Genomic DNA, 19,852 nt, shown 5'->3' with positions numbered 1-19,852 from the left:
CCGATGCGGGTGATCGAGCGGACCCTGCTGGACCTTGCGGTCCTGGCGCTGATCGCGCTTGCCGGCGTGATCTTCGTCAATGTCGGAATGCGCTGGCTGGGCGGCTCGGGGCTGCCCGATGCCATCATCCTGGTGCGCGAGCTGATGGTCGCCGCCGTGATCCTGCCGATGGCGGCGGCGACGGCCGCGCGCGGCCATGTCGCCGTCACCTTCTTCAGCGACCGGATGCCCGTCGCCCTGCGGGGCAGGCTGGTCGTGCTGGGACACCTGGTCGGTGTCCTGGCGCTGATCCCGCTGATCTTCGCCGCCTGGCGCGTGACCTCGCAGGTCTGGACCTCGGGCGAGTTCTACTATGGCGATCTGAACCTGCCGCGCTGGCCGGGCGTCGCGCTGTTCCTGCTGGGACTGGCGCTGATGTGGCTGCGGCTGGTCGTGATGCTGCTGGGCGATATCGGCCAGCTGGCACGGGGCGGGGTGATCCGCGACGACAACGGAAGCGAGGTGAGCTGATGGACCCGATGACGATCGGCCTCGTGGCGCTGGTGGTGGTGCTGGTGCTGCTGGCCATGCGCGTGCCCATCGCCTTCACGCTGGCGGCGGTGGCAAGCGTCGGCACCTTCCTCGTCTATGCGACCCGGACCGGGGGCTGGATGCCGGAACGGGCGCTGAACCCGACCAGCTCGGTCGTGTTCGCGAATTTCTTCGACCTGGTGCACAGCTACGACCTGTCGATGGTCCCGCTGTTCGTCGCACTGGGCAACATCGCCTTCTATGCCGGGATCACCACGCGCATCTACGACGCGGCGGCGGTCTGGCTGCGTCCGCTGCCCGGCGGCGTCGCCATGGCCTCGGTCATGGGCTGCGGCGGCTTCAGCGCGATCTCGGGGTCGTCCATCGCCTGCGCATCGACCATGGGCCGCATCTGCGTCCCCGAGATGATGCGCATGGGCTACGACCCGCGCCTTGCGACCGCATCGGTCGCGGTGGGCGGCACGCTGGGGTCGCTGATCCCGCCCTCGGTCCTGTTCATCCTCTATGGCATCTTCACCGAGACCTCGATCGCGCAGCTGTTCCTTGCGGGCATCCTGCCGGGGCTGCTGTCGCTGGCGGGGATGCTGCTGGTCATCGCCTGGTGGGTGGGCCGCGATCCCGCGGCCGCGCCCAAGGCCGCCCGCGACGGCGCCAGCCGGACCGAGGCCGCGATCGCCGCATGGCCCGCCGTCCTGCTGTTCGTCGTCATCGTCGGCGGCATCTATGGCGGCATCTTCACCGCGACCGAGGCCGCAGCCGTCTGCGTCGTGCTGACCACGCTGATCGGCGTCGTCCAGCGCCGCCTGACCTTCGCCCATTTCATCATGGCCATCCGCGAGAGCCTGACCCAGACCGCCGCCATCTTCCTGATCGCGGGGGCCGCCAAGATCTTCGTCAGCTTCGTCGCGCTGACCGGCATCGCCGGTGCCGTCGTCGGCATGGTCGAGGATGCGCAGCTGTCCTTCCTGACGCTGATGCTGGTCCTGGTGCTGATCTACCTGGTGCTGGGGATGTTCCTCGATCCGATCGGGATCATGGTGCTGACGCTGCCCTTCATGGTGCCGCTGATCGAGGGTTACGGCCTGAACCTGATCTGGTTCGGCGTCATCGTGGTCAAGCTGCTGGAGATCGGGCTGATCACGCCGCCCGTGGGGCTGAACGTCTTCGTGGTCGGCAACGTCACGCGCGATGTCGGCATCGGGCAGATCTTCTCGGGGGTCAGCCGGTTCCTGTTCGTGGACCTGCTGGTGCTGGTGCTGCTGATCCTGTTCCCGATCATCTCGACCCTGATACCGGGATCGATGTGATGGACCTGAACGCACCCCGTCCGGATTACGAGGCCGACCGCAACTTCGCGACGACGCTTGCGCGGGGCCTGTCGGTGCTTCGCGCCTTCCGGACGGGCGATGACGGGCTGACCAACGCGCAGATCGCGGAACGGACGGGGCTGCCGAAATCCACCGTGTCGCGGCTGACCTTCACCCTGGGCTGCCTGGGATACCTGACCCAGCCGCAGCGCAACGACCGTTATCGCCCGGGGCCCACGCTGCTGGCGATGGGCCATGTGGCGGCGTCCTCGCTGGCCTTCCTCGACCCGGCCGAGGAGATGATGCAGCAGCTGGCCGACCTGACCGGAACGCTGGTGCTGTTCGCGGTGCGCGACCGCGACAAGGTGGCGCTGATGCGGACCTGGCGTCCGCAGCAGGCGGCCTCGATCTGGCTGGAGGTCGGGCACCGCCTGCCCATCGGCGCGTCGTCCTCGGGGATGGCGGTGCTGGGCGCCACCACGCGCGAGGAGTTCGGCTGGCTTCTGGGCGACCGCCCCGACAGCCCGCTGGACGGGTCCGACTACGAGACGCTGCGCCTCGAGGCGCGCGACCAGCTGATGGCCAATGGCTATACCGTCGTGCGCAAGGAACAGCGCTACTCGCGCAATATCTCGGCCGTGTCGGTGCCGTTCCGGTCGTCGCGGCTGGCGGGGCCGGTGGCCTTTTCCTGCGGTGCGCTGGACGACGTGTTGCCGCTGGACCGCATCCATTCCGAGGTCGGCCCGCGTCTGCAACAGACCGTGGCCCGCCTGCAGATCCTGATCGGGCAGCAAGGCAATCCCGCCTGGCCCGGCAGCCCGAACGATTGAAGGAGACATCATGACCGTCACCTATCGCCGCGAGGGCGAGATCGGCGTCATCACCATCGACAACCCGCCCGTGAACGCCCTGTCACATGCCGTGCGCGACGGGCTGGTCCGCGCCGCCGACGAATTCGCCGCCGATGACGGCGCGCGCGCCTGCGTCCTGCTGGCGGCGGGCCGCACCTGGGTCGCGGGGGCCGACATCTCGGAATTCGGCAAGCCGCCGCGCGAACCCTTCCTGCCCGACGTGATCGCCCGGATCGAGGCGCTGGAGAAGCCGGTCGTCGCCGCGATCCACGGCACCGCGCTTGGCGGCGGGCTGGAACTGGCGATGGGCGCCCATGCCCGCGTGGCCGCGCCCTCGGCCCGGATGGGCCTGCCCGAGGTGACGCTCGGCCTGCTGCCGGGCGCGGGCGGCACGCAACGCCTGCCGCGCCTGATCGGGCTGGAGCCCGCGCTGAAGATGATCACCTCGGCCCGACAGATGCCCGCCCCCGAGGCCGCGGATCTGGGCCTGATCGACCGCATCGCCGATGGCGACCTGACCGATGCCGCGATGGCGCTGGCCGCGGAGCTGGCGGGCCACGCCCCGCGCCGCACCGGCGATCTGCCCGCCCCCGAACAGGGCGTGGACCTGGCCGAGGCGATGAAGGCCGATCTTGCACGCCGCGTACCCGGCCAGATCGCGCAGGCCCGCGCGGTTGATACGGTGGTGCAGGGGATGGCGCTGCCCTTCGCGGACGGCATGGCACTGGAACGCCGCGCCTTCATGGACCTGATGGACAGCCCGCAGCGCGCGGCGCTGATCCACGCCTTCTTCGCCGAACGCGCGGTCGGGCACCTGCCCGAGATCGCGGGCGTCGATCCGCGCCCTCTGGACCGGCTGGGCGTGATCGGCGGCGGCACGATGGGCGCGGGCATCGCGGTCGCCTCGTTGATCGCGGGGCTGGACGTGACCCTGATCGAGCGTGACGACGCGGCCGCCGACAAGGCCCGCGCCACCGTCGCCAAGCTGCTGGAGGGCGCGGTCAAGCGCGGCAAGCTGAAGTCCGAACGCCGCGACGCGATCCTGTCGGACGCCTTCCGCACCGACACGGCCTATGACGCGCTGTCGCAGGCCGACATGGTGATCGAGGCCGTCTTCGAATCCATGGAGGTCAAGGAGCAGGTCTTCGCCGAACTGGACCGCGTGGCCAAACCCGGCTGCGTGCTGGCGACGAACACCTCCTATCTGGACGTGAACCGCATCGCGCAGGCGACCGGTCGTCCGGGCGACGTGATCGGGCTGCACTTCTTCTCGCCCGCGCATGTGATGCGCCTGCTGGAGGTGGTCGTGGCCGACCGCACCGCCCCCGAGGTCACCGCGACCGGCTTCGCGCTGGCGCGGCGGCTGAAGAAGATCGCCGTCAGGGCAGGGGTCTGCGACGGGTTCATCGGCAACCGCATCCTGTCGCATTACCGCGCGGCGGTGGATGCGATGGTGCTGGACGGGGCCTCGCCCTATCAGGTGGATCGCGCGCTGACCGGTTTCGGCTTCGCAATGGGGCCCTATGCGGTCAGCGACCTTGCGGGGCTGGATATCGGCTACATGACGCGGCAGCGCAAGGCTGCGGACCGTCACCCGCGCGACCGCGTCCCGGTCTTCGCCGACAGGCTGTACGAGCTGGGCCGCCTGGGCCGCAAGACGGGGCGCGGCTATTATATCTATGGCGATGACGGCCCGCAGGAGGATCCCGAGCTGGCCCCCCTGCTGGCGCAGGTCCGCGCCGATCTGGGCATCGTGCCGCGCGACTTCACCGATGACGAGATCGTCGCCCGCACCATGGCCGCGATGGTCAACGAGGCCGCCCGCACGGTCGAGGACGGCACCGCCCTGCGCCCGCTGGATGTCGATGTGGTGATGCTCAACGGTTACGGCTTCCCGCGCTGGCGGGGCGGGCCGATGCACTGGGCCGACACGGTCGGGGTGAAATCGGTCCTGGACGACATCCATCGCTTTTCCAAGGACGACGACCATTTCTGGCAACCCGCACCGCTCTTGTGCCGCATGGCGGCCATCGGATCGCCGCTTGCCGAACTGAATAAGGAGACCCGCGCATGAGACAGGCTGTCATCGTGGAGGCCGCACGCACCGGCATCGGCAAGGCGAAGCGCGGCGCGTTCAACATGACCCATGGCGCGGTCATGACCGCCGCCACCGCCCGCGCCGTCATCGACCGTTCCGGCATCGACCCCGCCCTGATCGAGGACAGCATCTGGGGCTGCGGCTATCCCGAATACGTCACGGGCGGGAACATCGCCCGCCAGACGGTGATCCGCGCGGGCCTGCCCGACAGCATCGCGGGCGCGACGGTGAACCGCTTCTGCGCATCGGGCCTGCAGGCGCTGGCGATGGGCGCGCAGATGGTGGCCCATGACGGCGCGCGCGCCGTGCTGGTCGGCGGGGTGGAAAGCATCTCGATGGTGCAGCCGCCCGTCCGCCATTCCCGCGAGGCCTGGATCGAGGCCAACCGCCCCGACCTGTACCTGCCCATGATCGAGACCGCCGACATCGTCGCCGCCCGCTATGGCGTGACCCGCGAGGCGCAGGACGAATATGCCGTCCAGTCCCAGGCCCGGACCGCCGCCGCGCAGGATGCGGGGCTGTTCTCGGACGAGATCATCCCGTTGACCGTCACCATGTCCGTGACCGACAAGGCCACCGGCGAGACATCCGAACGCGAGACGACCATCGCGGGCGACGAGGGCAACCGCCCCGGCACCACGCTGGAGGCGCTGTCCCGGCTGGAGCCCGTGCGCGGGCAGGGCCAGTTCGTCACCGCCGGCAACGCCTCGCAGCTGTCGGATGGCGCGGCCGCACTGCTGGTCATGGATGCCGAGGTCGCCGCATCCGAGGGTCTGAGCCCGCTCGGGGCGTTCCGCGGCTTTGCGGTCGCGGGCTGCGGCCCCGACGAGATGGGCATCGGCCCCGTCTTCGCCGTGCCGCGCCTTCTGGAACGCGCGGGCCTGACGGTGGACGATATCGACCTGTGGGAACTGAACGAGGCCTTCGCGAGCCAGTGTCTCTATTGCCGCGACACGCTCGGGATCGATCCGGCCAAGTACAACGTCAATGGCGGCGCCATTTCCATCGGCCATCCGTTCGGGATGACCGGGGCGCGCGCGGCGGGTCACCTGCTGCGCGAGGGCCGCAGGCGCGGCGCGAAATGGGGCGTCGTCACCATGTGCGTGGGCGGCGGCCAGGGCGCTGCCGGACTTCTGGAGATCTTCTGATGGATATGCGTTTCACCCCCGAGGAAAATGCCTTTCGCGACGACGTGCGGGGCTTCCTGCAATCCGAGCTGTCGCCCGAGCTGGCAGACAAGGTTCGCCTGCACCAACCCCTGACCAAGGCCGAGATGGAGGGCTGGCACGCCAAGCTGAACGCGCGCGGCTGGCTGGCCGGGAACTGGCCCGTCGAATTCGGCGGCGCGGGCTGGACCGCGATCCAGCGCCACATCTTCGAAGAGGAATCCGCCCGCGCTCATGCGCCCCGCGTCGTGCCCTTCGGCATCGCCATGCTGGGTCCGGTGCTGCAGCAGTTCGGGTCGAAGGCGCAGCAGGACCGCTGGCTGCCGCGCATCCTGAACGGCGACGACTGGTGGTGCCAGGGCTATTCCGAACCGGGCGCGGGCAGCGACCTTGCGGGCCTGCGCTGCCGCGCGGAACGGCAGGGCGACCATTACGTCGTGAACGGCCAGAAGACCTGGACCACGCTCGGGCAGCACGCGAACATGATCTTCTGCCTCGTGCGCACCTCGTCCGAGGGCAAGAAGCAGGAGGGGATCAGCTTCCTTCTGATCGACATGGAGACGCCCGGCGTCACCGTCCGCCCCATCGTCCTGCTGGATGGCACCGCCGAGGTGAACGAGGTCTTCTTCGACGAGGTGAAGGTCCCCGCCGAGAACCTGGTCGGAGAGGAGAACAAGGGCTGGACCTATGCGAAATACCTGCTGACGCATGAACGCACCAACATTGCGGGGGTGGGCTTCGCGACCGCCGCGCTGGACAACCTGCGCCGCGTCGCGGGGGCCCAGATCCACCGTGGCCGCCCGCTGTCGCAGGATCCCGTCTTTGCCGCCCAGATGGCCGAGGTCGAGATCGAGCTGATGGCCATGTCCACCACCAACCTGCGGATGCTGTCCGCCGCCGCCCAGGGCCAGGCTCCGGGCATCGAGAGCAGCATGCTCAAGATCAAGGGCACGCAGATCCGCCAGCGGCTGGATGCGCTGACGCGCCGCGCCTATGGCGGCTGGGCGATGGCGCTGCCGTCCGAAGGCGGCAACGAGGGCCAGCCCCTTGGCGCCGACGAGGCGCTGGCCGCTAGCGCGACCTGGCTGAACAACCGCAAGCTGTCGATCTATGGCGGCTCGAACGAGATCCAGCGCGGCATCATCGCCGGCGCATTGGCACGGGGGTAAGGGCATGGATTTCAGCCTTTCGGACGAACACCGCATGCTGCAGGACAGCCTGCGCGGCATCCTGAACCGCCACACGGGCGATGACGCGATGGCCCCCCTGCTGGAGGCCGGCGTCATCGAGGCCCTGCTGACCGAGGACGAGGGCGGCTTCGACGGATCGGGTGCCGCCGTGGCCCTCGTCTTCGAGGAGCTGGGCCGCGCGGGTGCCGCGTTGCCGCTGATCGGCACCATGATCGGGCGCGCCGCTCTGGCGCAGGCGGGCATGCCCGACGACGAGGCCCGCGCGGCCTTTGCCGATGCCGAACCCGGCACGCGCGCCGATCGCGGCGTGGCCATCCGCGCCGACGGCGACCGCCTGACGGGCCGCAAGACGATGGTGGCGGGGGCCGAGGATGCGACCCACCTGATCGTCACCACCGCCGACGCGCTGTGGCTGGTCGCCGCCCGCGCCGAGGGTCTGGCCCTGACCGCGTTCCCGATGATGGACGGCCAGCGCGGTGCCGATCTGGAATTCGCGGAAACCCCCGCGCAGCGGCTGGGCAGCCTGTCCGATTTCGGCGCGGTCCTGTCCCGCGCCGCGCTGGCCCATGCCGCCCGCACCCTGGGCGAGATCGAGGCCGCGGTGGATCTGACGCTGGACTATCTGCGCACCCGCAAGCAGTTCGGGCGCGCGCTGTTCGACTTCCAGGCGCTGGCCCATCGCGCGGCCGAACTGACGGTCGAACGCGAACAGGCGCGATCCGCCGTCGTGAACCTTGCCGCGCATCTGGACGCCGAGCCGCATCTGCGCGACCGCCACGTCCAGGCCTGCAAGGTCACCGTGGGCCGCGTCGCCCGTCTGGTCGCCGAGGAATCCGTCCAGCTGCATGGCGGCATCGGCATGACCGAGGAATACGCGCTGGCGGGCATGATCCGCCGCCTGATCGCGGGCGATACCGCGATGGGGGATGCGGATTACCATCTTGAACGCTTTGCCAATGGCGAGGCCGCATGGACCTGATCCTGGACGAGACCGGGACGCAGCGGCTGATCGGCTATGTCGTCGATATCGGCGCGGGCGACGGCACCGCCGCCTGCCGCCTGGACCTGGACGACCGGCACCTGAACCGGCAGGGGATGCTGCATGGCGGGCTGGCCGCCACGCTGCTGGACAGCGCGATGGGCACGACCGGCAGCCTGACGGTCGATCCGACGGGGCGCCATCCCTTCACCACGCTCTCGCTGACGGTGAACTATGTCGCGCCCGGTCGCCCCGGCATCGTCGAGGCGCGGGGCCGCATCACCGGCGGCGGTCGCAGCACCCTGTTCATCGAGGGCGCGTTGCGGCATCAGGACGGAACGCTGATCGCCACGGCGACCGGCGTCTTCCGCAAGTCCCGACAGGAGCCCTGATGTCCACGCCCCTCACCAACCCCCATTGCGAGATCAGCGATCTTGGCGATCGCCTCGTGGTCGAGAACCGCAACGCCGGTCGCCGCAACGCCCTGACGCCCGAATTCTACGAGGGGCTGCACCACGCGCTGACGTTGGCCGCGGACAACCCCCGCATCGGCTCGGTCATCCTGATGGGCGAAGGGGATTTCTTCTGCGCGGGGGGCGATCTCAACTCGCTCATCACCGCGCAGCACCTGTCCGACGAGGACCGCCGCGCCCGCATCGACGCGCTGAACGCGCTGATCCGCGCGGTCGTGAACTGCCCCCGCCCGGTCATCGCCGTGGTGGAAGGTGGCGCAGCAGGGGCGGGCATGTCCCTTGCGCTGGCCTGCGACATGGTGATCGCCGCGCGGAACGCGCAGTTCACGGCGGCCTATGTGAATGCGGGCCTGGTGCCCGACGGGGGGCTGACCGCCGCGATGGGCGCCGCCCTGCCGCCGCAGGTCGCGGCGCAGATGGCGCTGACGGGCCTGCCCCTGGGGGCCGAGCGGCTGCACGCGCTTGGCGTCGTCAACGAGTTGACCGAACCGGGCGAGGCGATCATGGCCGCGATGGCGCTGGCCGACCGGCTGGCCGCCGGTCCCGCCGAGGCTCAGGCCGCGATCAAGCGCCTGCTGACCGGCTGGCGAGAGATCGCCTTCGAGGCGCAGCTGGTCGCCGAACGCGACGCGATGGCCCATGCGCTTGCCGCACCCGAAGCCGCCGAGGGGATCGGCGCCTTCCTGGAGAAACGCAAACCCGACTTCCGAAGATTGCGCGAGGAATCATGACCGAAGACGTCCGCATCCATCAGCTGTTCGATCGCGCGGCCCATGCGCATCCGCACCGGCCCGCCATCACCGACTGGACGGGTCGGACGTTCGATTACCATGAACTGCAGCAGCTGGTGCTGCGGACGGTCGATGACCTTCGGGGGCTGGGCCTGCGCGCGGGCGACCGCCTGCTGGTCCTGTCCGAGAACGCGGCGACGGTGCCCGTCCTGCTGCTGGCCGCCAGCCGCATGGACGCGGTGGCCGTTCCCGTGAACGCGCGCATGACCGGCCCCGAGCTGCGCAAGATCGCGGACCATACCCGCCCCCGCCTGACGCTGTACCTGTCCGATGTCAGCGAGCCTGCCCGCGACCATGCCGCCGCCGCGAACGCACGCCCGGTCGACCTGGCCGATGCGTCGCTTCACGTCGAGGGCCCGTTCGATGTCGACCCCGAGACGGTAGAGGACGATGCCGGCATGACGGCGGTCATCCTCTATACCACCGGGACGACGGGCACGCCCAAGGGCGTGATGCTGACCCATGGCAACCTGATCTTCGGGGGCGGTTCCTCGGCCAGGCTGCGCGGCATCGTGCCCGAGGACCGTATCTATGGCGCGCTGCCGATGACGCATGTGTTCGGGCTGACCTCGATGGCCTGCGCGGGGCTGTCCTCGGGGGCGCATCTGATGCTGGTGCCGCGCTTCAGCGCGGGCGCGGTGCTGGATGCGCTGGTGGGGGGCGTGACCGTCCTGCCCGCCGTTCCGCAGATGCACGCCGCAATCATGGCCGAGGCCCGCTCGCGCGGCATGACGCGGCTGGAGGGGCCGCTGCGCTATGTCAGCAGCGGGGCCGCGCCGCTGGACCCCGACTGGAAGCGCCGCGCCGAGGATTTCTACGGCCTTGCCCTGCAGAACGGATATGGCATGACCGAGACGACGGCGGGCGTGACCATCACGGTGAACGAGAAGGGCGATCCCGACCCCTCGGCGGGCATCCCGCTGCCGGGGGCAGAGATCGCGCTGGACGAATCCGTCGGACGCGAACCCGGCACCGGCGAGGTGCTGACCCGCGGCCCGCATGTCATGCGCGGATATTTCCGCAACGAACAGGCCACCGCGCAGGTGCTGTCCGCCGATGGCTGGCTGCGCACGGGCGATCTGGGGCGGCTGGACCCGCAGGGGCGGCTGCATATCGTCGGCCGCAGCAAGGAGCTGATCATCCGCGGCGGCTTCAACGTCTATCCCCCCGAGGTCGAGGCCGCGCTGAACGACCATCCCGCCGTGCTGCAGGCGGCCGTCATCGGGCGCAAGCTGGAGGGCGGCGACGAGGAGATCCTGGCCTTCTGCCAGCTGTCCGGCCATGCCGAGGTCACCTGCGACGAGCTGGCCCGTCACGCGGCCGAGCGCCTGTCGCCCTACAAGCGCCCCGGTCGCATCGTGATCTGCGGCCCGCTGCCGGCGGCGGCGACGGGCAAGATCCTCAAGCACCGCCTGATCGAGCATTTCGCGGACCTGCTGAACAGCCCCGCCTGACGGCCTAGTCGTCGAAGACCAGCCTGTGGTCCGGGGGATAGAACTGGCGCGCGAACGAGACCGGCACGCCATCGACCAGGCTGGTCCGTTCGATCGCCAGGACCGGCGTGCCGTCGGGCAGCCCAAGGTTGACCGCGCAGGATCCGCTGGCGCCTTCCGACAGGATCGCGAAGCGCGTCTGGGTGACGGCATGGCTGCGGTTGAGCCAGTCATGCGGGGCCTCGTCGCCGAAATGCTGCGGATCGGGCAGGTCCAGATGGCCCGGATGCAGCCAGACGGCCTCGCAGCAATGCGGCTTGTCATCCGCCAGGTGACGGGTGCGGACCATCACCAGTTCCTCGGGCATGCCGTGGCACAGGGCGGCTGCGGCGCGGGGCGTGGCGACGCGATGCTCGCAGCCGGTCATCTCGTAGCGATAGGCGGCGCGCATGGCCTCGACCTCGTCGCGGATGAGGGGCATGCGCAGGGTCATCCGGCGGACCGGCGTGGCGGCGACGCGCGTGCCGACCTTGCGGCGGCGTTGCACGATGCCGCTTTCGGCCAGTTCGCGCAGCGCGCGGTTCACCGTCGCCCTTGCGCAGCCCATCTGCTGCGCAAGCTCCTGCTCGGTCGGGATGAGATCGCCGGGGGCCCATTCGCCGGATCGGATCCGGTCGAGCACATGCTCCCGGATCGACTGCCAGCTGTGGACCCGAGGTCGCGTCACCATTCCGCCTTCATTCCCGATCTTCACCCGTCCGCACCTCCGATGCTTTGGTTCAGGTTAGGTAAGTTTAACCCGAAGGCGCACCTGTCGGAATGGACAAAAATGGCTGAATCACGACGTTTTCCTTTACTTTCCAATGTCATAAGTGCACGATGTGCAAGATTTAGAGGCGAGGGACTGGCGTGTCGATCAACCTGGCGATGAACCCCGCAGGCGCGGCGACGCGCGGAATGGCCACCTCGTGGGGGGTGCTGACGGCCATCAGCCTGTGCCACATGGTCAACGACGTGATGCAGTCGCTGCTGTCGGCGATCTATCCGCTGCTGCGCGCGGAATTCGCGCTGAGCTATGCCCAGATCGGGGTGATGACCTTCGCGTTCCAGGTCACGGCATCGCTGCTGCAACCGCTGATCGGGATGGCGACGGACCGTCACCCGCAGCCCCGGTCGCTGCCCTTCGGGATGATCTCGACCCTGGGCGGGGTGCTGATGCTGGCCACCGCGCAGCATTACGCGATGCTGCTGGCGGGGGCGATGATGATCGGCGTCGGCTCGGCGGTGTTCCATCCCGAAAGCTCGCGCGTGGCGCGGCTGGCATCGGGCGGGCGGTTTGGGACGGCGCAGTCGCTGTTCCAGCTGGGCGGGAATTTCGGCCAGTCGATGGGCCCGCTGCTTGCGGCCTTCATCGTCGTCCCGCTCGGGCGGCCCGCGGTCGCGTGGTTCGCGGTGGCGGCGGCGCTTGGGGTGGCGATCCTGTGGCGCGTCGGCGCCTGGGCCGAGACGCGCCGCCGCGCGGGCGCGGCCATGCCCGACCGCAGCCTGCCGTTCCCGCGCGCCACCATCATCCGCGCCATCGCGGTGCTGGCCGTGCTGACCTTCACCAAGAACATCTATACCGCCTCGATGGCGAGCTACTTCACCTTCTTCACCATCGAGAAGTTCGGCCTGGGGGCGCAGGGCGCGCAGATCATGCTGTTCCTGTTCATGCTGGGCATGGCGGGGGGTGTGATGTTGGGCGGCGTCATCGGCGACCGGATCGGCCCGCTGCGGGTAATCTGGTTCTCGATCCTGGGGGTGCTGCCGCTGACGCTGGCGCTGCCGCATGTGGGGCTGGTGCCGACGGGCGCGCTGGCCTTCGCCATCGGGCTGATCCTGGCATCGGCGTTTCCGGCCATCGTGGTCTTCGCGCAGGAACTGGTGCCGGGGCGGACGGGCATGATCGCGGGGCTGTTCTTCGGCTTCGCCTTCGGCATGGGCGGGATCGCCGCGGCGGCCCTGGGCGTGCTGGCCGACAGCCAGGGGATCGAGTGGGTCTTCGGGCTGTGTTCGGTGCTGCCCGTGCTTGGGGTGCTGGCGATCTTCCTGCCGCGCAGGCCGGTCGCGGGCTGATCCATGACGCAGCCCGTCGTGATCCATGTCGGCCCCGAGGGTCCGCTCGAATATGCCGTTGTGCGGATGTTCCGCGAAAGCGGTCATCAGGCGCTGCTGCACCAGAAGGGCGCCCTGGCCGAGGATGTGTTCCATGCCATGGCACGAAATCGCCCGCCGCTGCGCCGCTGGCCGGAGGCGCGTTTCTTCGCGGGCCTCTATCGGCATGCGCCGATCTGGCGCCCCCCGCTGGAGGCGTGGCGCTGTCTGCGGTTCCTGCGCGACAGCCTGCCCCATGCGCATTTCCTGATGATCGAGCCGGACCCCCGCTGGTCGCTGTGGCGGGCAGGGCGGGGCGATGCGCTGGCCTGCTGGCGACGGCGGACGGGGCTGCCCGATGCCACGCTGCCGGGGCTGTGGGACGAACAGCTCGAGGAACACCGCGCGCGGCTGGAGGACTTGTTCGGTGACGATCCCCGTCTGATCCGGCTGGACCACGCAACCGAAGGGCCTGCCGATTTCGCGCAAAGGCTGGGGGCGATCCTGCCGATGGGGCCGCCGCCCTTCGCGGAATGGCCCGCCCCGTCGCGGCCCGCGATCGGTGCCGCCCGCCTGATGGCACGACCCGAACCGCCCGTGGCCCCGCCCGGCTGGGCCGAGGACGTGGCCCGTTTCTGCCTGGGCGATCTGCGCCGGGGGCAGGGCGGTAATGCGGGCCTGTCGCGGCATGCCTGCGACTGGGACGGCCAAGGCTTTGCGACGCCCGAGGGGCGCGGGCGCAGGCTGGCGGTGGCGCAGGGGCCGGACGGCGCGGTCGCCGTTCCGGAACCCGACCGCCATTTCAAGCTGCTGCGTGCCGAGGGCGTTGTGAACGACATCCTTGCACTGGACCGCCGCGATCCCGTCCGCATCGACATGGAGGATTCGCGCTGGTTCGGCAGCCCGCAGGGCGATGCGCTGGACCGGCCCGTCATCTGCCACAACCGCCGCGCGGGGGCCGTGAACGCGGTCCTATGGCCCTTACCCGACCAGCATGCGATCGGCCTGCCGGGCTTCGATCCCGAAACGCCGCCCGACGACATCCCCTGGGACGCCAAGGAGGACCGCCTCGTCTGGCGGGGCATGATCTCGGGGTCCGAGATGACCGAAGGGGTGAAGCCCGGTGCCGCCGCGCATGTGCTGCTGTCGCAGCTGGCCGATCCGGCGCTGCGCGACGAGGCATGGGACCGGCTGCGCAACACCAACCGGCTGAGCTTCGTCACGCGCTTCATCGACGATCCGGATTTCGATATCGGCGTCGTCTTGGCCTGGGGCTTCCGGCAATTCGCCTCGGACCCGCTGATCGCGCCTTTCCTGCGCCCCCGGATGGACCTGCACGATTTCCGCCGCTTCCGGTACCAGCTGTGCATGACCGGCTATGACCACGGGTCGAACTTTGTGCAGGCGCTGGACGGCAACGGCGTCCTTCTGGCCGAGGATGACGGCTGGGAGGTGTTCTATTCCGGCAGGTTCCGGCCCTGGCGACACTTCATCCCCGTCGCGCGGAACATGACCGACATCCGGCAGAAGCTGGACTGGGCGCGGGCCAATCCCGACCGCTGCCGCGAGATGTCACGCGCCGCCCGGACCGAATTGCGCAGCCTGCGCGACCCCGAGGCGCGGCAGCAGGTCATGCGCCTGATCCTCGACGGGATCGCGGCGGCGCGATAAGGCAGGGGCATGGACACCATTCGCATCGCGCCCCTGACGCCCGAAGCCTTCGCCCCCTTCGGCGAAGTGCTGACCCCGAAACCCGCCCCCGACCGCATGATCAATCGCGGTCGCTGCGAACGCCATCACGCGCTGGCCACGGTCGAGCGCGGCGGGGGTGAGGCGATCATCTCGATCTTCCGGTCCGAACCGGTCGTGCTGCCGTATGAGTGCGATCTTCTGGAACGCCATCCCTTGGGCAGCCAGGCCTTCATGCCGCTTGGCCCCGATATGTGGCTGTCGGTCGTGGCGCATGACGTGGACGGAGTGCCGGGGCGGCCGCTGGCGTTCCTCGTGCTGCCGGGGGTGGGGCTGAACCTGCGCGCAGGCGTGTGGCACGGGGTGCTGACGCCCTTGGATCGCGCGGCCGATTTCCTTGTGATCGACCGCGAGGGGCAGGGAACGAACCTGCAGGAAGTCACCATCCCGACCGTCAGGATCGCACGATGAGCGGGCCTGACCTGTCCTTCGAACTGGCGGCGCAGGCGCGCGGTGCGATGCTGGTCGCGGGCGTGGACGAGGTCGGGCGCGGCCCGCTGGCCGGTCCCGTCACCGCCGCCGCCGTGATCCTGCCGCAGGGCGACCTGCCGCCGGGCCTGAACGACAGCAAGAAGCTGACGGCCAGGCGGCGCGAGGCGTTGGACGAATGGATCCGCGCGAATTGCGACTGGGCTGTCATCCATGTGGGCGTGGAAGAGATCGACCGCCTGAACATCCTGCGCGCCAGCCAGCTTGCGATGGTCCGCGCGGTCGCCGCATTGCGCCAGCGACCCTGCCACGCGCTGATCGACGGAAACCTGATCCCGCAGGGCCTGGACTGCACCGCCGAGGCCGTGGTCAAGGGTGACGCGCGCAGCGTCTCGATCGCGGCGGCGTCCATCCTGGCCAAGGTCGAACGAGACCGCGTGATGGTGGATTTGGCGCAACAGCACCCGGGCTATGGCTGGGACGGCAATGCCGGATACCCGACCCCCGCCCACAAGGAGGCGTTGCAGCGCCTTGGGGTGACACCACATCATCGGAAAAGCTTCGCCCCCGTCCACAAGATGTTGTGTAAATAGCACTTGACAAGGGATTGTTCCAAAAAACGAATTGACGACGAATCGGGTCTGAATCATTTTTAGGGGATACCAGACCGGCCGAAGCCGGCTCTCCCCAGAGGCAGATAATGACGAAGACCAAGGAACCACGCGCGGATTCCGCGCGCCCATTGCCGTTGAACCAGATCCTTGCGGGCGACTGCATCGATCTGATGAACGGCCTGCCGGAAGGCAGCGTGGATCTGGTCTTCGCGGATCCGCCCTACAACCTGCAACTGCGCGGCGACCTGCACCGTCCCGACAACAGCCGCGTCGATGCGGTGGACGATCACTGGGACCAGTTCGCGGGCTTTGCGGCCTATGACGAATTCACGCGCGCATGGCTGGGGGCCGCGCGCCGGATTCTGAAGCCGAACGGCGCGATCTGGGTCATCGGCAGCTACCACAACATCTTCCGCGTGGGCAGCGAACTGCAGAACCAGGGCTTCTGGATCATGAACGACGTGATCTGGCGCAAGTCGAACCCGATGCCGAACTTTCGCGGCAAGCGGCTGACCAACGCCCACGAGACGCTGATCTGGGCCGCGAAATCCGAAGCCAGCAAGACGACCTTCAACTACGAGGCGCTGAAGTCGCTGAACGAGGGCACGCAGATGCGCAGCGACTGGGTGCTGCCGATCTGCACCGGAGGCGAACGCCTGAAGGACGCGGCCGGCGAGAAGGCCCACCCCACGCAGAAGCCGGAATCCCTGCTGCATCGCGTGATCGTGGGCACGACCAATCCCGGCGACGTGATCCTGGACCCGTTCTTCGGGACCGGCACGACGGGCGCGGTCGCCAAGATGTTGGGCCGCGACTATATCGGGATCGAGCGCGAGGAAGCCTATCGCGAGGTGGCGACGCGCAGGCTGGCGCGGGTGCGCAGGCTGGACGCCGATGCCATCGCCACGACGCGCCCCAAGCGGGCCGAACCGCGCATCCCCTTCGGTCAGGTCATCGAACGCGGCATGCTGCGCCCCGGAGAGGAGCTGTATTCCATCGGCAACCGCCACAAGGCCAAGGTCCGCGCCGATGGCAGCCTGATCGGCCGCGACGTCAAGGGCAGCATCCACCAGGTCGGCGCCGCGCTTGAAGGTGCGCCCTCGTGCAACGGATGGACCTATTGGCATTTCCGGCGCGAGGGCAAGATGATCCCGCTGGACATCCTGCGCCAGCAGATCCGCGCCGAGATGGAGGGCGAGAACGCCCGTCCGAACTGAATTCCGCCCTGCTTCACCCGAACCGGCAGGCCGCATGGCCGCCGAAGGGCACCTTGCCCCGCCATCCTCGCATGGCGGGGCTTTTTCATGGCGTCACAGCGCGTTGCGGGGCATGGGCAGCTGGCCCTCGTTATAGGGCGCCCAGTCCGTGATCTCGGGGTAGAACTGCTTGCGCCAGGCGCGGACGCGCGGGTTCATCCGGCGGCGCCACAAGGGCGGCACCATCGCAAGGAAGGTCATCGCCGGGTATCCCATCGGCAGCTGCGGAGCCTCGTCGGCGCCATAGGTCTGCAGCAGGGGAAAGCGGCGGTCGGGTTTGGTGTGGTGGTCCGAATGGCGCTGCAGGTTGATCAGCAGCCAGTTCGTGGCCTTGTGGCTGGCGTTCCAGCTGTGACGCGGGCGCACGGGTTCGTACCGCCCCTCGCCCAGATGTTTGCGCGACAGGCCGTAATGTTCGACATAGTTCACCAGTTCCAGCTGCCACACGGCGACGAAGGCCTGGAACAGGAACAGGCCGATCCCGGCCCAGCCGCCCAGCAGCGCCGCCAGCGCCAGCATCCCGCCCTGAAGCGCCGCATAGCGCCAGAACGGGTTGCGCCGGTCGAACGGCCCGCGGCGCGCGCGTTTCAGGAACCCGGTCTCGGCCCGCCACGCGCTGCGCGGGCCATCGGTCAGGACGCGCCAGAAGAAGCGGTGGAACCCCTCGTTATATCGCGCGGAAACCGCGTCGCGGGGGGTCGAGACCCAGGAATGATGGACCAGCAGATGCTCGGTCCGGAAATGCGAATACATGACGCTGGCCAGCAGAAGGTCGCCCAGCCAGCGTTCCAGCGGCGATTTCTGGTGCAGCAGCTCGTGGGCATAGACGATGCCGATGGTCCCCGACACGATGCCGATGGCGAAGAACAGCCCCACCCGTTCCCAGCCCGACAGCTGCCCCGCGCCGGTCCACCAGATCGCGCCGAAGATCATCGCGAATTGCAGCGGGAACCAGACGATGGTGACGGCGCGGTGCCAGAACAGGTGCTCGGTCGCGGTTTCGGGGTCGGGATTGTCCTCGTTCAGGCCCAGGATGCCGTCCAGCGCGGTGGACAGGTACCAGGCGTAGAACGGCACGATCGCCCACCACCAGCCGCCCAGCCACGCGGCCAGCGCGACCAGCGGGATCAGCGCGACCGACAGCCAGAAGGGCGCTGCGGCGGGGATGCGGGCATGGGACGACTCGCTCATGCCCCGAAGCTTACGCCGTCAGGATCGGTCGCGCCACATCCCAGACCTTGCGCATCAGCCCCGGCAGGGCGTCCCGGTCGATCTGCCGCAGGGGGATCAGTTCGCCGCGTTCGGGGTTGCCGGTCAGATCTCCGGTCATGACCGTCATCTCCAGCGTGAAATGCGTGAAGACATGGCGCACGGTGCCGACATCGCGCCATTCAGCGGGCCCCGGCGGGGGCAGGTCGCGCCCGTCCCACCCGGCCGAGGGGAAGGCCAGCGTGCCCCCCAGCAGCCCCTTGGCGGGGCGATGTTCCAGCAGCACCGCATCGCCGGATCGCGCGACCCAGGCGGTGCCGCGGCGTTCGGGCTTAGGGGCCTTGGGCGTCTTGCGAGGCAGGTCGGTCGCGATGCCCGCCTTGCGCGCGGCGCAGTGGTCGATCAGCGGGCAGATCGCGCAGGCGGGCTTGCGCGGGGTGCATATCGTCGCGCCCAGGTCCATCATCGCCTGCGCGTAATCGCCGGGGCGTTCCTGCGGGGTGATCGTGCCGGCAAGGGCCGTCAGCTCGGGCTTGGCGCGGGGCAGGGGCGTTTCGACCGCGAACAGCCGCGAGACGACACGTTCCACGTTGCCGTCCACCACCGTCTCGGGGCGCTGGAACGCGATGGATGCGATCGCAGCCGAGGTATAGGGCCCGATCCCCGGCAGCGCCGCCAGCCCCTCGCGCGTGTCGGGGAATCCGCCCATTTCCGCCACGGCGCGGGCGCAGGCCAGCAGGTTGCGTGCGCGGGCGTAATATCCAAGCCCCGCCCATTCGGCCATCACGCGGGCGTCCTCGGCCGCGGCAAGATCCCCGACCGTGGGCCACAATTCGGTAAAGCGCAGGAAATAGGCCCGCACCGCCGCCACGGTGGTCTGCTGCAGCATCACCTCGGACAGCCAGACGCGATAGGGATCGGCGGTCGCGCCGCCCGGCGGCATGCGCCAGGGCAGGTCGCGGGCATGGCGGTCGTACCATTGCAGCAGGTCGAGGGCGATCACCCCATTGTCACGCAATTATGTGGCCTTCTACTGACTGGCCCGCTTTCATCCGGGGCGGTGGCTGGCTAAGGATTGGGACGTGTTACCAGCAAAGGCCCAGATGTCCCAGCCGTCCGACAGCACCAAGGCACGTCCCCGTCGTCGCAGCCGCGGCTTTCAGGCGGCGTCGCTGCTGCTGACGCAGCGGGTGCAGAAGGCCGCCGAAGGGCGCGGATTCGCGGTGTCGCGCCTGCTGACCAACTGGCCCGAGATCGCGGGCCCCCAGTTGGCCGCCGTGACGCGGCCCGTGCGCATCAGCCATTCGCGCGGGGCCTTCGGGGCGACGCTGACGCTGCTGACGACCGGTCCCATGGCCCCGATGGTGGAAATGCAGCTGCCGCAACTGCGCGACAGGGTGAACGCCTGCTATGGCTACAACGCCGTGCAGCGGATCAGCCTGACCCAGACCGCCGCGACCGGCTTCGCCGAGGGGCAGGCCAGCTTCGCGGGCGCGCCCAAGGCCGCACCCGTGCCCCCCTCGCCCGAGGCTGAACGCGCGGCGACGCGCGCGGCCCAGGGGTTCGAGGACCCGACATTGGCCGCCGCGATCCAGCGGCTTGCCCTCAACATTGCCACACGCAAGACCTGAAAGGATCCGTCC

The 19,852-nt window shown here is 69.3% G+C and carries 19 protein-coding genes; 16 read left to right on the top strand and 3 right to left on the bottom strand.

All coding sequences use genetic code 11. The annotated features are described in order from the left end of the window. The first annotated feature begins 3 nt into the window (after positions 1-3). From F804_RS0101300 to F804_RS15260, 10 genes are read left to right on the top strand one after another with little or no spacing between them, the layout of a single operon-like run. Positions 4-510 (top strand): TRAP transporter small permease, encoded by a 507-nt coding sequence (locus F804_RS0101300; RefSeq protein WP_022705937.1) that lies wholly within the window; start codon positions 4-6, stop codon positions 508-510. Beyond that, entirely contained in the window at positions 510-1,838 is a 1,329-nt protein-coding gene (locus tag F804_RS0101295; RefSeq protein WP_022705936.1) for a TRAP transporter large permease, read from the top strand. Before F804_RS0101300 ends, F804_RS0101295 begins: the two co-directional genes overlap by 1 nt. Continuing rightward, positions 1,838-2,668, top strand: coding sequence for an IclR family transcriptional regulator (locus F804_RS0101290; RefSeq protein ID WP_022705935.1), 831 nt, complete (start codon positions 1,838-1,840; stop codon positions 2,666-2,668). Before F804_RS0101295 ends, F804_RS0101290 begins: the two co-directional genes overlap by 1 nt. Before the next feature lie 10 nt (positions 2,669-2,678). Continuing rightward, positions 2,679-4,763: a 3-hydroxyacyl-CoA dehydrogenase NAD-binding domain-containing protein gene (locus F804_RS0101285; protein ID WP_022705934.1), complete on the top strand. Its 2,085-nt coding sequence runs from the start codon at positions 2,679-2,681 to the stop codon at positions 4,761-4,763. Next, the gene (locus tag F804_RS0101280; RefSeq protein WP_022705933.1) at positions 4,760-5,935 is read left to right on the top strand and encodes an acetyl-CoA C-acyltransferase; all 1,176 of its coding nucleotides are present in this window, start codon (positions 4,760-4,762) and stop codon (positions 5,933-5,935) included. Before F804_RS0101285 ends, F804_RS0101280 begins: the two co-directional genes overlap by 4 nt. Further along, a complete protein-coding gene (locus F804_RS0101275) occupies positions 5,935-7,122 on the top strand; it encodes an acyl-CoA dehydrogenase family protein (RefSeq protein ID WP_022705932.1) in 1,188 nt (395 codons plus the stop codon). The genes F804_RS0101280 and F804_RS0101275 overlap by 1 nt, the downstream gene beginning before the upstream one ends. Before the next feature lie 4 nt (positions 7,123-7,126). Beyond that, positions 7,127-8,122 carry an acyl-CoA dehydrogenase family protein gene (locus F804_RS0101270; RefSeq protein ID WP_022705931.1) on the top strand — a complete coding sequence of 332 codons (996 nt, stop codon included), beginning with the start codon at positions 7,127-7,129 and terminating at the stop codon, positions 8,120-8,122. Continuing rightward, positions 8,113-8,514, top strand: coding sequence for a PaaI family thioesterase (locus tag F804_RS0101265; protein WP_022705930.1), 402 nt, complete (start codon positions 8,113-8,115; stop codon positions 8,512-8,514). Before F804_RS0101270 ends, F804_RS0101265 begins: the two co-directional genes overlap by 10 nt. After that, a complete protein-coding gene (locus F804_RS0101260; RefSeq protein ID WP_022705929.1) occupies positions 8,514-9,326 on the top strand; it encodes an oxepin-CoA hydrolase, alternative type in 813 nt (270 codons plus the stop codon). The genes F804_RS0101265 and F804_RS0101260 overlap by 1 nt, the downstream gene beginning before the upstream one ends. Then, the gene (locus F804_RS15260; RefSeq protein WP_022705928.1) at positions 9,323-10,840 is read left to right on the top strand and encodes a class I adenylate-forming enzyme family protein; all 1,518 of its coding nucleotides are present in this window, start codon (positions 9,323-9,325) and stop codon (positions 10,838-10,840) included. The genes F804_RS0101260 and F804_RS15260 overlap by 4 nt, the downstream gene beginning before the upstream one ends. Positions 10,841-10,844: 4 nt before the next feature. Here the strand turns inward: F804_RS15260 and F804_RS0101250 are convergent, their stop codons facing one another. Then, complete coding sequence (locus tag F804_RS0101250) at positions 10,845-11,546, bottom strand: GntR family transcriptional regulator (RefSeq protein ID WP_169447669.1); 702 nt, start codon at positions 11,544-11,546, stop codon at positions 10,845-10,847. Between the two features lie 182 nt (positions 11,547-11,728). Between F804_RS0101250 and F804_RS0101245 the strand changes: the two genes are divergently transcribed. The 5 genes from F804_RS0101245 (at position 11,729) to F804_RS0101225 (ending at position 16,961) form a co-directional block, all read left to right on the top strand. Beyond that, positions 11,729-12,934 (top strand): MFS transporter, encoded by a 1,206-nt coding sequence (locus F804_RS0101245; protein WP_022705926.1) that lies wholly within the window; start codon positions 11,729-11,731, stop codon positions 12,932-12,934. Between the two features lie 3 nt (positions 12,935-12,937). Further along, positions 12,938-14,623, top strand: a complete 1,686-nt coding sequence (locus F804_RS0101240) for a glycosyl transferase family 90 (protein ID WP_022705925.1) — start codon at positions 12,938-12,940, stop codon at positions 14,621-14,623. A gap of 9 nt (positions 14,624-14,632) precedes the next feature. After that, entirely contained in the window at positions 14,633-15,112 is a 480-nt protein-coding gene (locus tag F804_RS0101235; RefSeq protein WP_022705924.1) for an ureidoglycolate lyase, read from the top strand. Beyond that, positions 15,109-15,723, top strand: coding sequence for a ribonuclease HII (locus F804_RS0101230; protein WP_022705923.1), 615 nt, complete (start codon positions 15,109-15,111; stop codon positions 15,721-15,723). The genes F804_RS0101235 and F804_RS0101230 overlap by 4 nt, the downstream gene beginning before the upstream one ends. A 104-nt stretch (positions 15,724-15,827) precedes the next feature. Then, positions 15,828-16,961, top strand: a complete 1,134-nt coding sequence (locus F804_RS0101225) for a site-specific DNA-methyltransferase (protein ID WP_028725470.1) — start codon at positions 15,828-15,830, stop codon at positions 16,959-16,961. 93 nt (positions 16,962-17,054) lie between these two features. Here the strand turns inward: F804_RS0101225 and F804_RS0101220 are convergent, their stop codons facing one another. Then, positions 17,055-18,191 (bottom strand): alkane 1-monooxygenase, encoded by a 1,137-nt coding sequence (locus tag F804_RS0101220; RefSeq protein ID WP_022705921.1) that lies wholly within the window; start codon positions 18,189-18,191, stop codon positions 17,055-17,057. A gap of 10 nt (positions 18,192-18,201) precedes the next feature. After that, positions 18,202-19,227, bottom strand: coding sequence for an A/G-specific adenine glycosylase (mutY, locus tag F804_RS0101215; RefSeq protein ID WP_028725469.1), 1,026 nt, complete (start codon positions 19,225-19,227; stop codon positions 18,202-18,204). Between the two features lie 85 nt (positions 19,228-19,312). On the opposite strand from mutY, the gene F804_RS0101210 reads away from it, so the two are divergent. Further along, a complete protein-coding gene (locus tag F804_RS0101210) occupies positions 19,313-19,840 on the top strand; it encodes a DUF721 domain-containing protein (RefSeq protein WP_022705919.1) in 528 nt (175 codons plus the stop codon). The last annotated feature ends 12 nt before the right edge of the window (positions 19,841-19,852 follow it).

It is taken from the genome of Paracoccus zeaxanthinifaciens ATCC 21588, from assembly GCF_000420145.1.
Lineage (GTDB): Bacteria > Pseudomonadota > Alphaproteobacteria > Rhodobacterales > Rhodobacteraceae > Paracoccus > Paracoccus zeaxanthinifaciens.
This window is presented reverse-complemented; position numbering and strand designations above follow the sequence as displayed.

What these genes read in the sequence shown, in the direction of transcription:
- F804_RS15260 (WP_022705928.1), top strand. Translation starts at nt 9,323, where the DNA reads ATGACCGAAGACGTCCGCATCCATCAGCTGTTCGATCGCGCGGCCCAT.
- F804_RS0101210 (WP_022705919.1), top strand. Translation starts at nt 19,313, where the DNA reads ATGTCCCAGCCGTCCGACAGCACCAAGGCACGTCCCCGTCGTCGCAGC.
- F804_RS0101240 (WP_022705925.1), top strand. Translation starts at nt 12,938, where the DNA reads ATGACGCAGCCCGTCGTGATCCATGTCGGCCCCGAGGGTCCGCTCGAA.
- F804_RS0101265 (WP_022705930.1), top strand. Translation starts at nt 8,113, where the DNA reads ATGGACCTGATCCTGGACGAGACCGGGACGCAGCGGCTGATCGGCTAT.
- F804_RS0101230 (WP_022705923.1), top strand. Translation starts at nt 15,109, where the DNA reads ATGAGCGGGCCTGACCTGTCCTTCGAACTGGCGGCGCAGGCGCGCGGT.
- F804_RS0101290 (WP_022705935.1), top strand. Translation starts at nt 1,838, where the DNA reads ATGGACCTGAACGCACCCCGTCCGGATTACGAGGCCGACCGCAACTTC.
- F804_RS0101235 (WP_022705924.1), top strand. Translation starts at nt 14,633, where the DNA reads ATGGACACCATTCGCATCGCGCCCCTGACGCCCGAAGCCTTCGCCCCC.
- F804_RS0101280 (WP_022705933.1), top strand. Translation starts at nt 4,760, where the DNA reads ATGAGACAGGCTGTCATCGTGGAGGCCGCACGCACCGGCATCGGCAAG.
- F804_RS0101260 (WP_022705929.1), top strand. Translation starts at nt 8,514, where the DNA reads ATGTCCACGCCCCTCACCAACCCCCATTGCGAGATCAGCGATCTTGGC.
- F804_RS0101285 (WP_022705934.1), top strand. Translation starts at nt 2,679, where the DNA reads ATGACCGTCACCTATCGCCGCGAGGGCGAGATCGGCGTCATCACCATC.
- F804_RS0101295 (WP_022705936.1), top strand. Translation starts at nt 510, where the DNA reads ATGGACCCGATGACGATCGGCCTCGTGGCGCTGGTGGTGGTGCTGGTG.
- F804_RS0101270 (WP_022705931.1), top strand. Translation starts at nt 7,127, where the DNA reads ATGGATTTCAGCCTTTCGGACGAACACCGCATGCTGCAGGACAGCCTG.
- F804_RS0101275 (WP_022705932.1), top strand. Translation starts at nt 5,935, where the DNA reads ATGGATATGCGTTTCACCCCCGAGGAAAATGCCTTTCGCGACGACGTG.
- F804_RS0101220 (WP_022705921.1), bottom strand. Translation starts at nt 18,191, where the DNA reads ATGAGCGAGTCGTCCCATGCCCGCATCCCCGCCGCAGCGCCCTTCTGG.
- F804_RS0101300 (WP_022705937.1), top strand. Translation starts at nt 4, where the DNA reads ATGCGGGTGATCGAGCGGACCCTGCTGGACCTTGCGGTCCTGGCGCTG.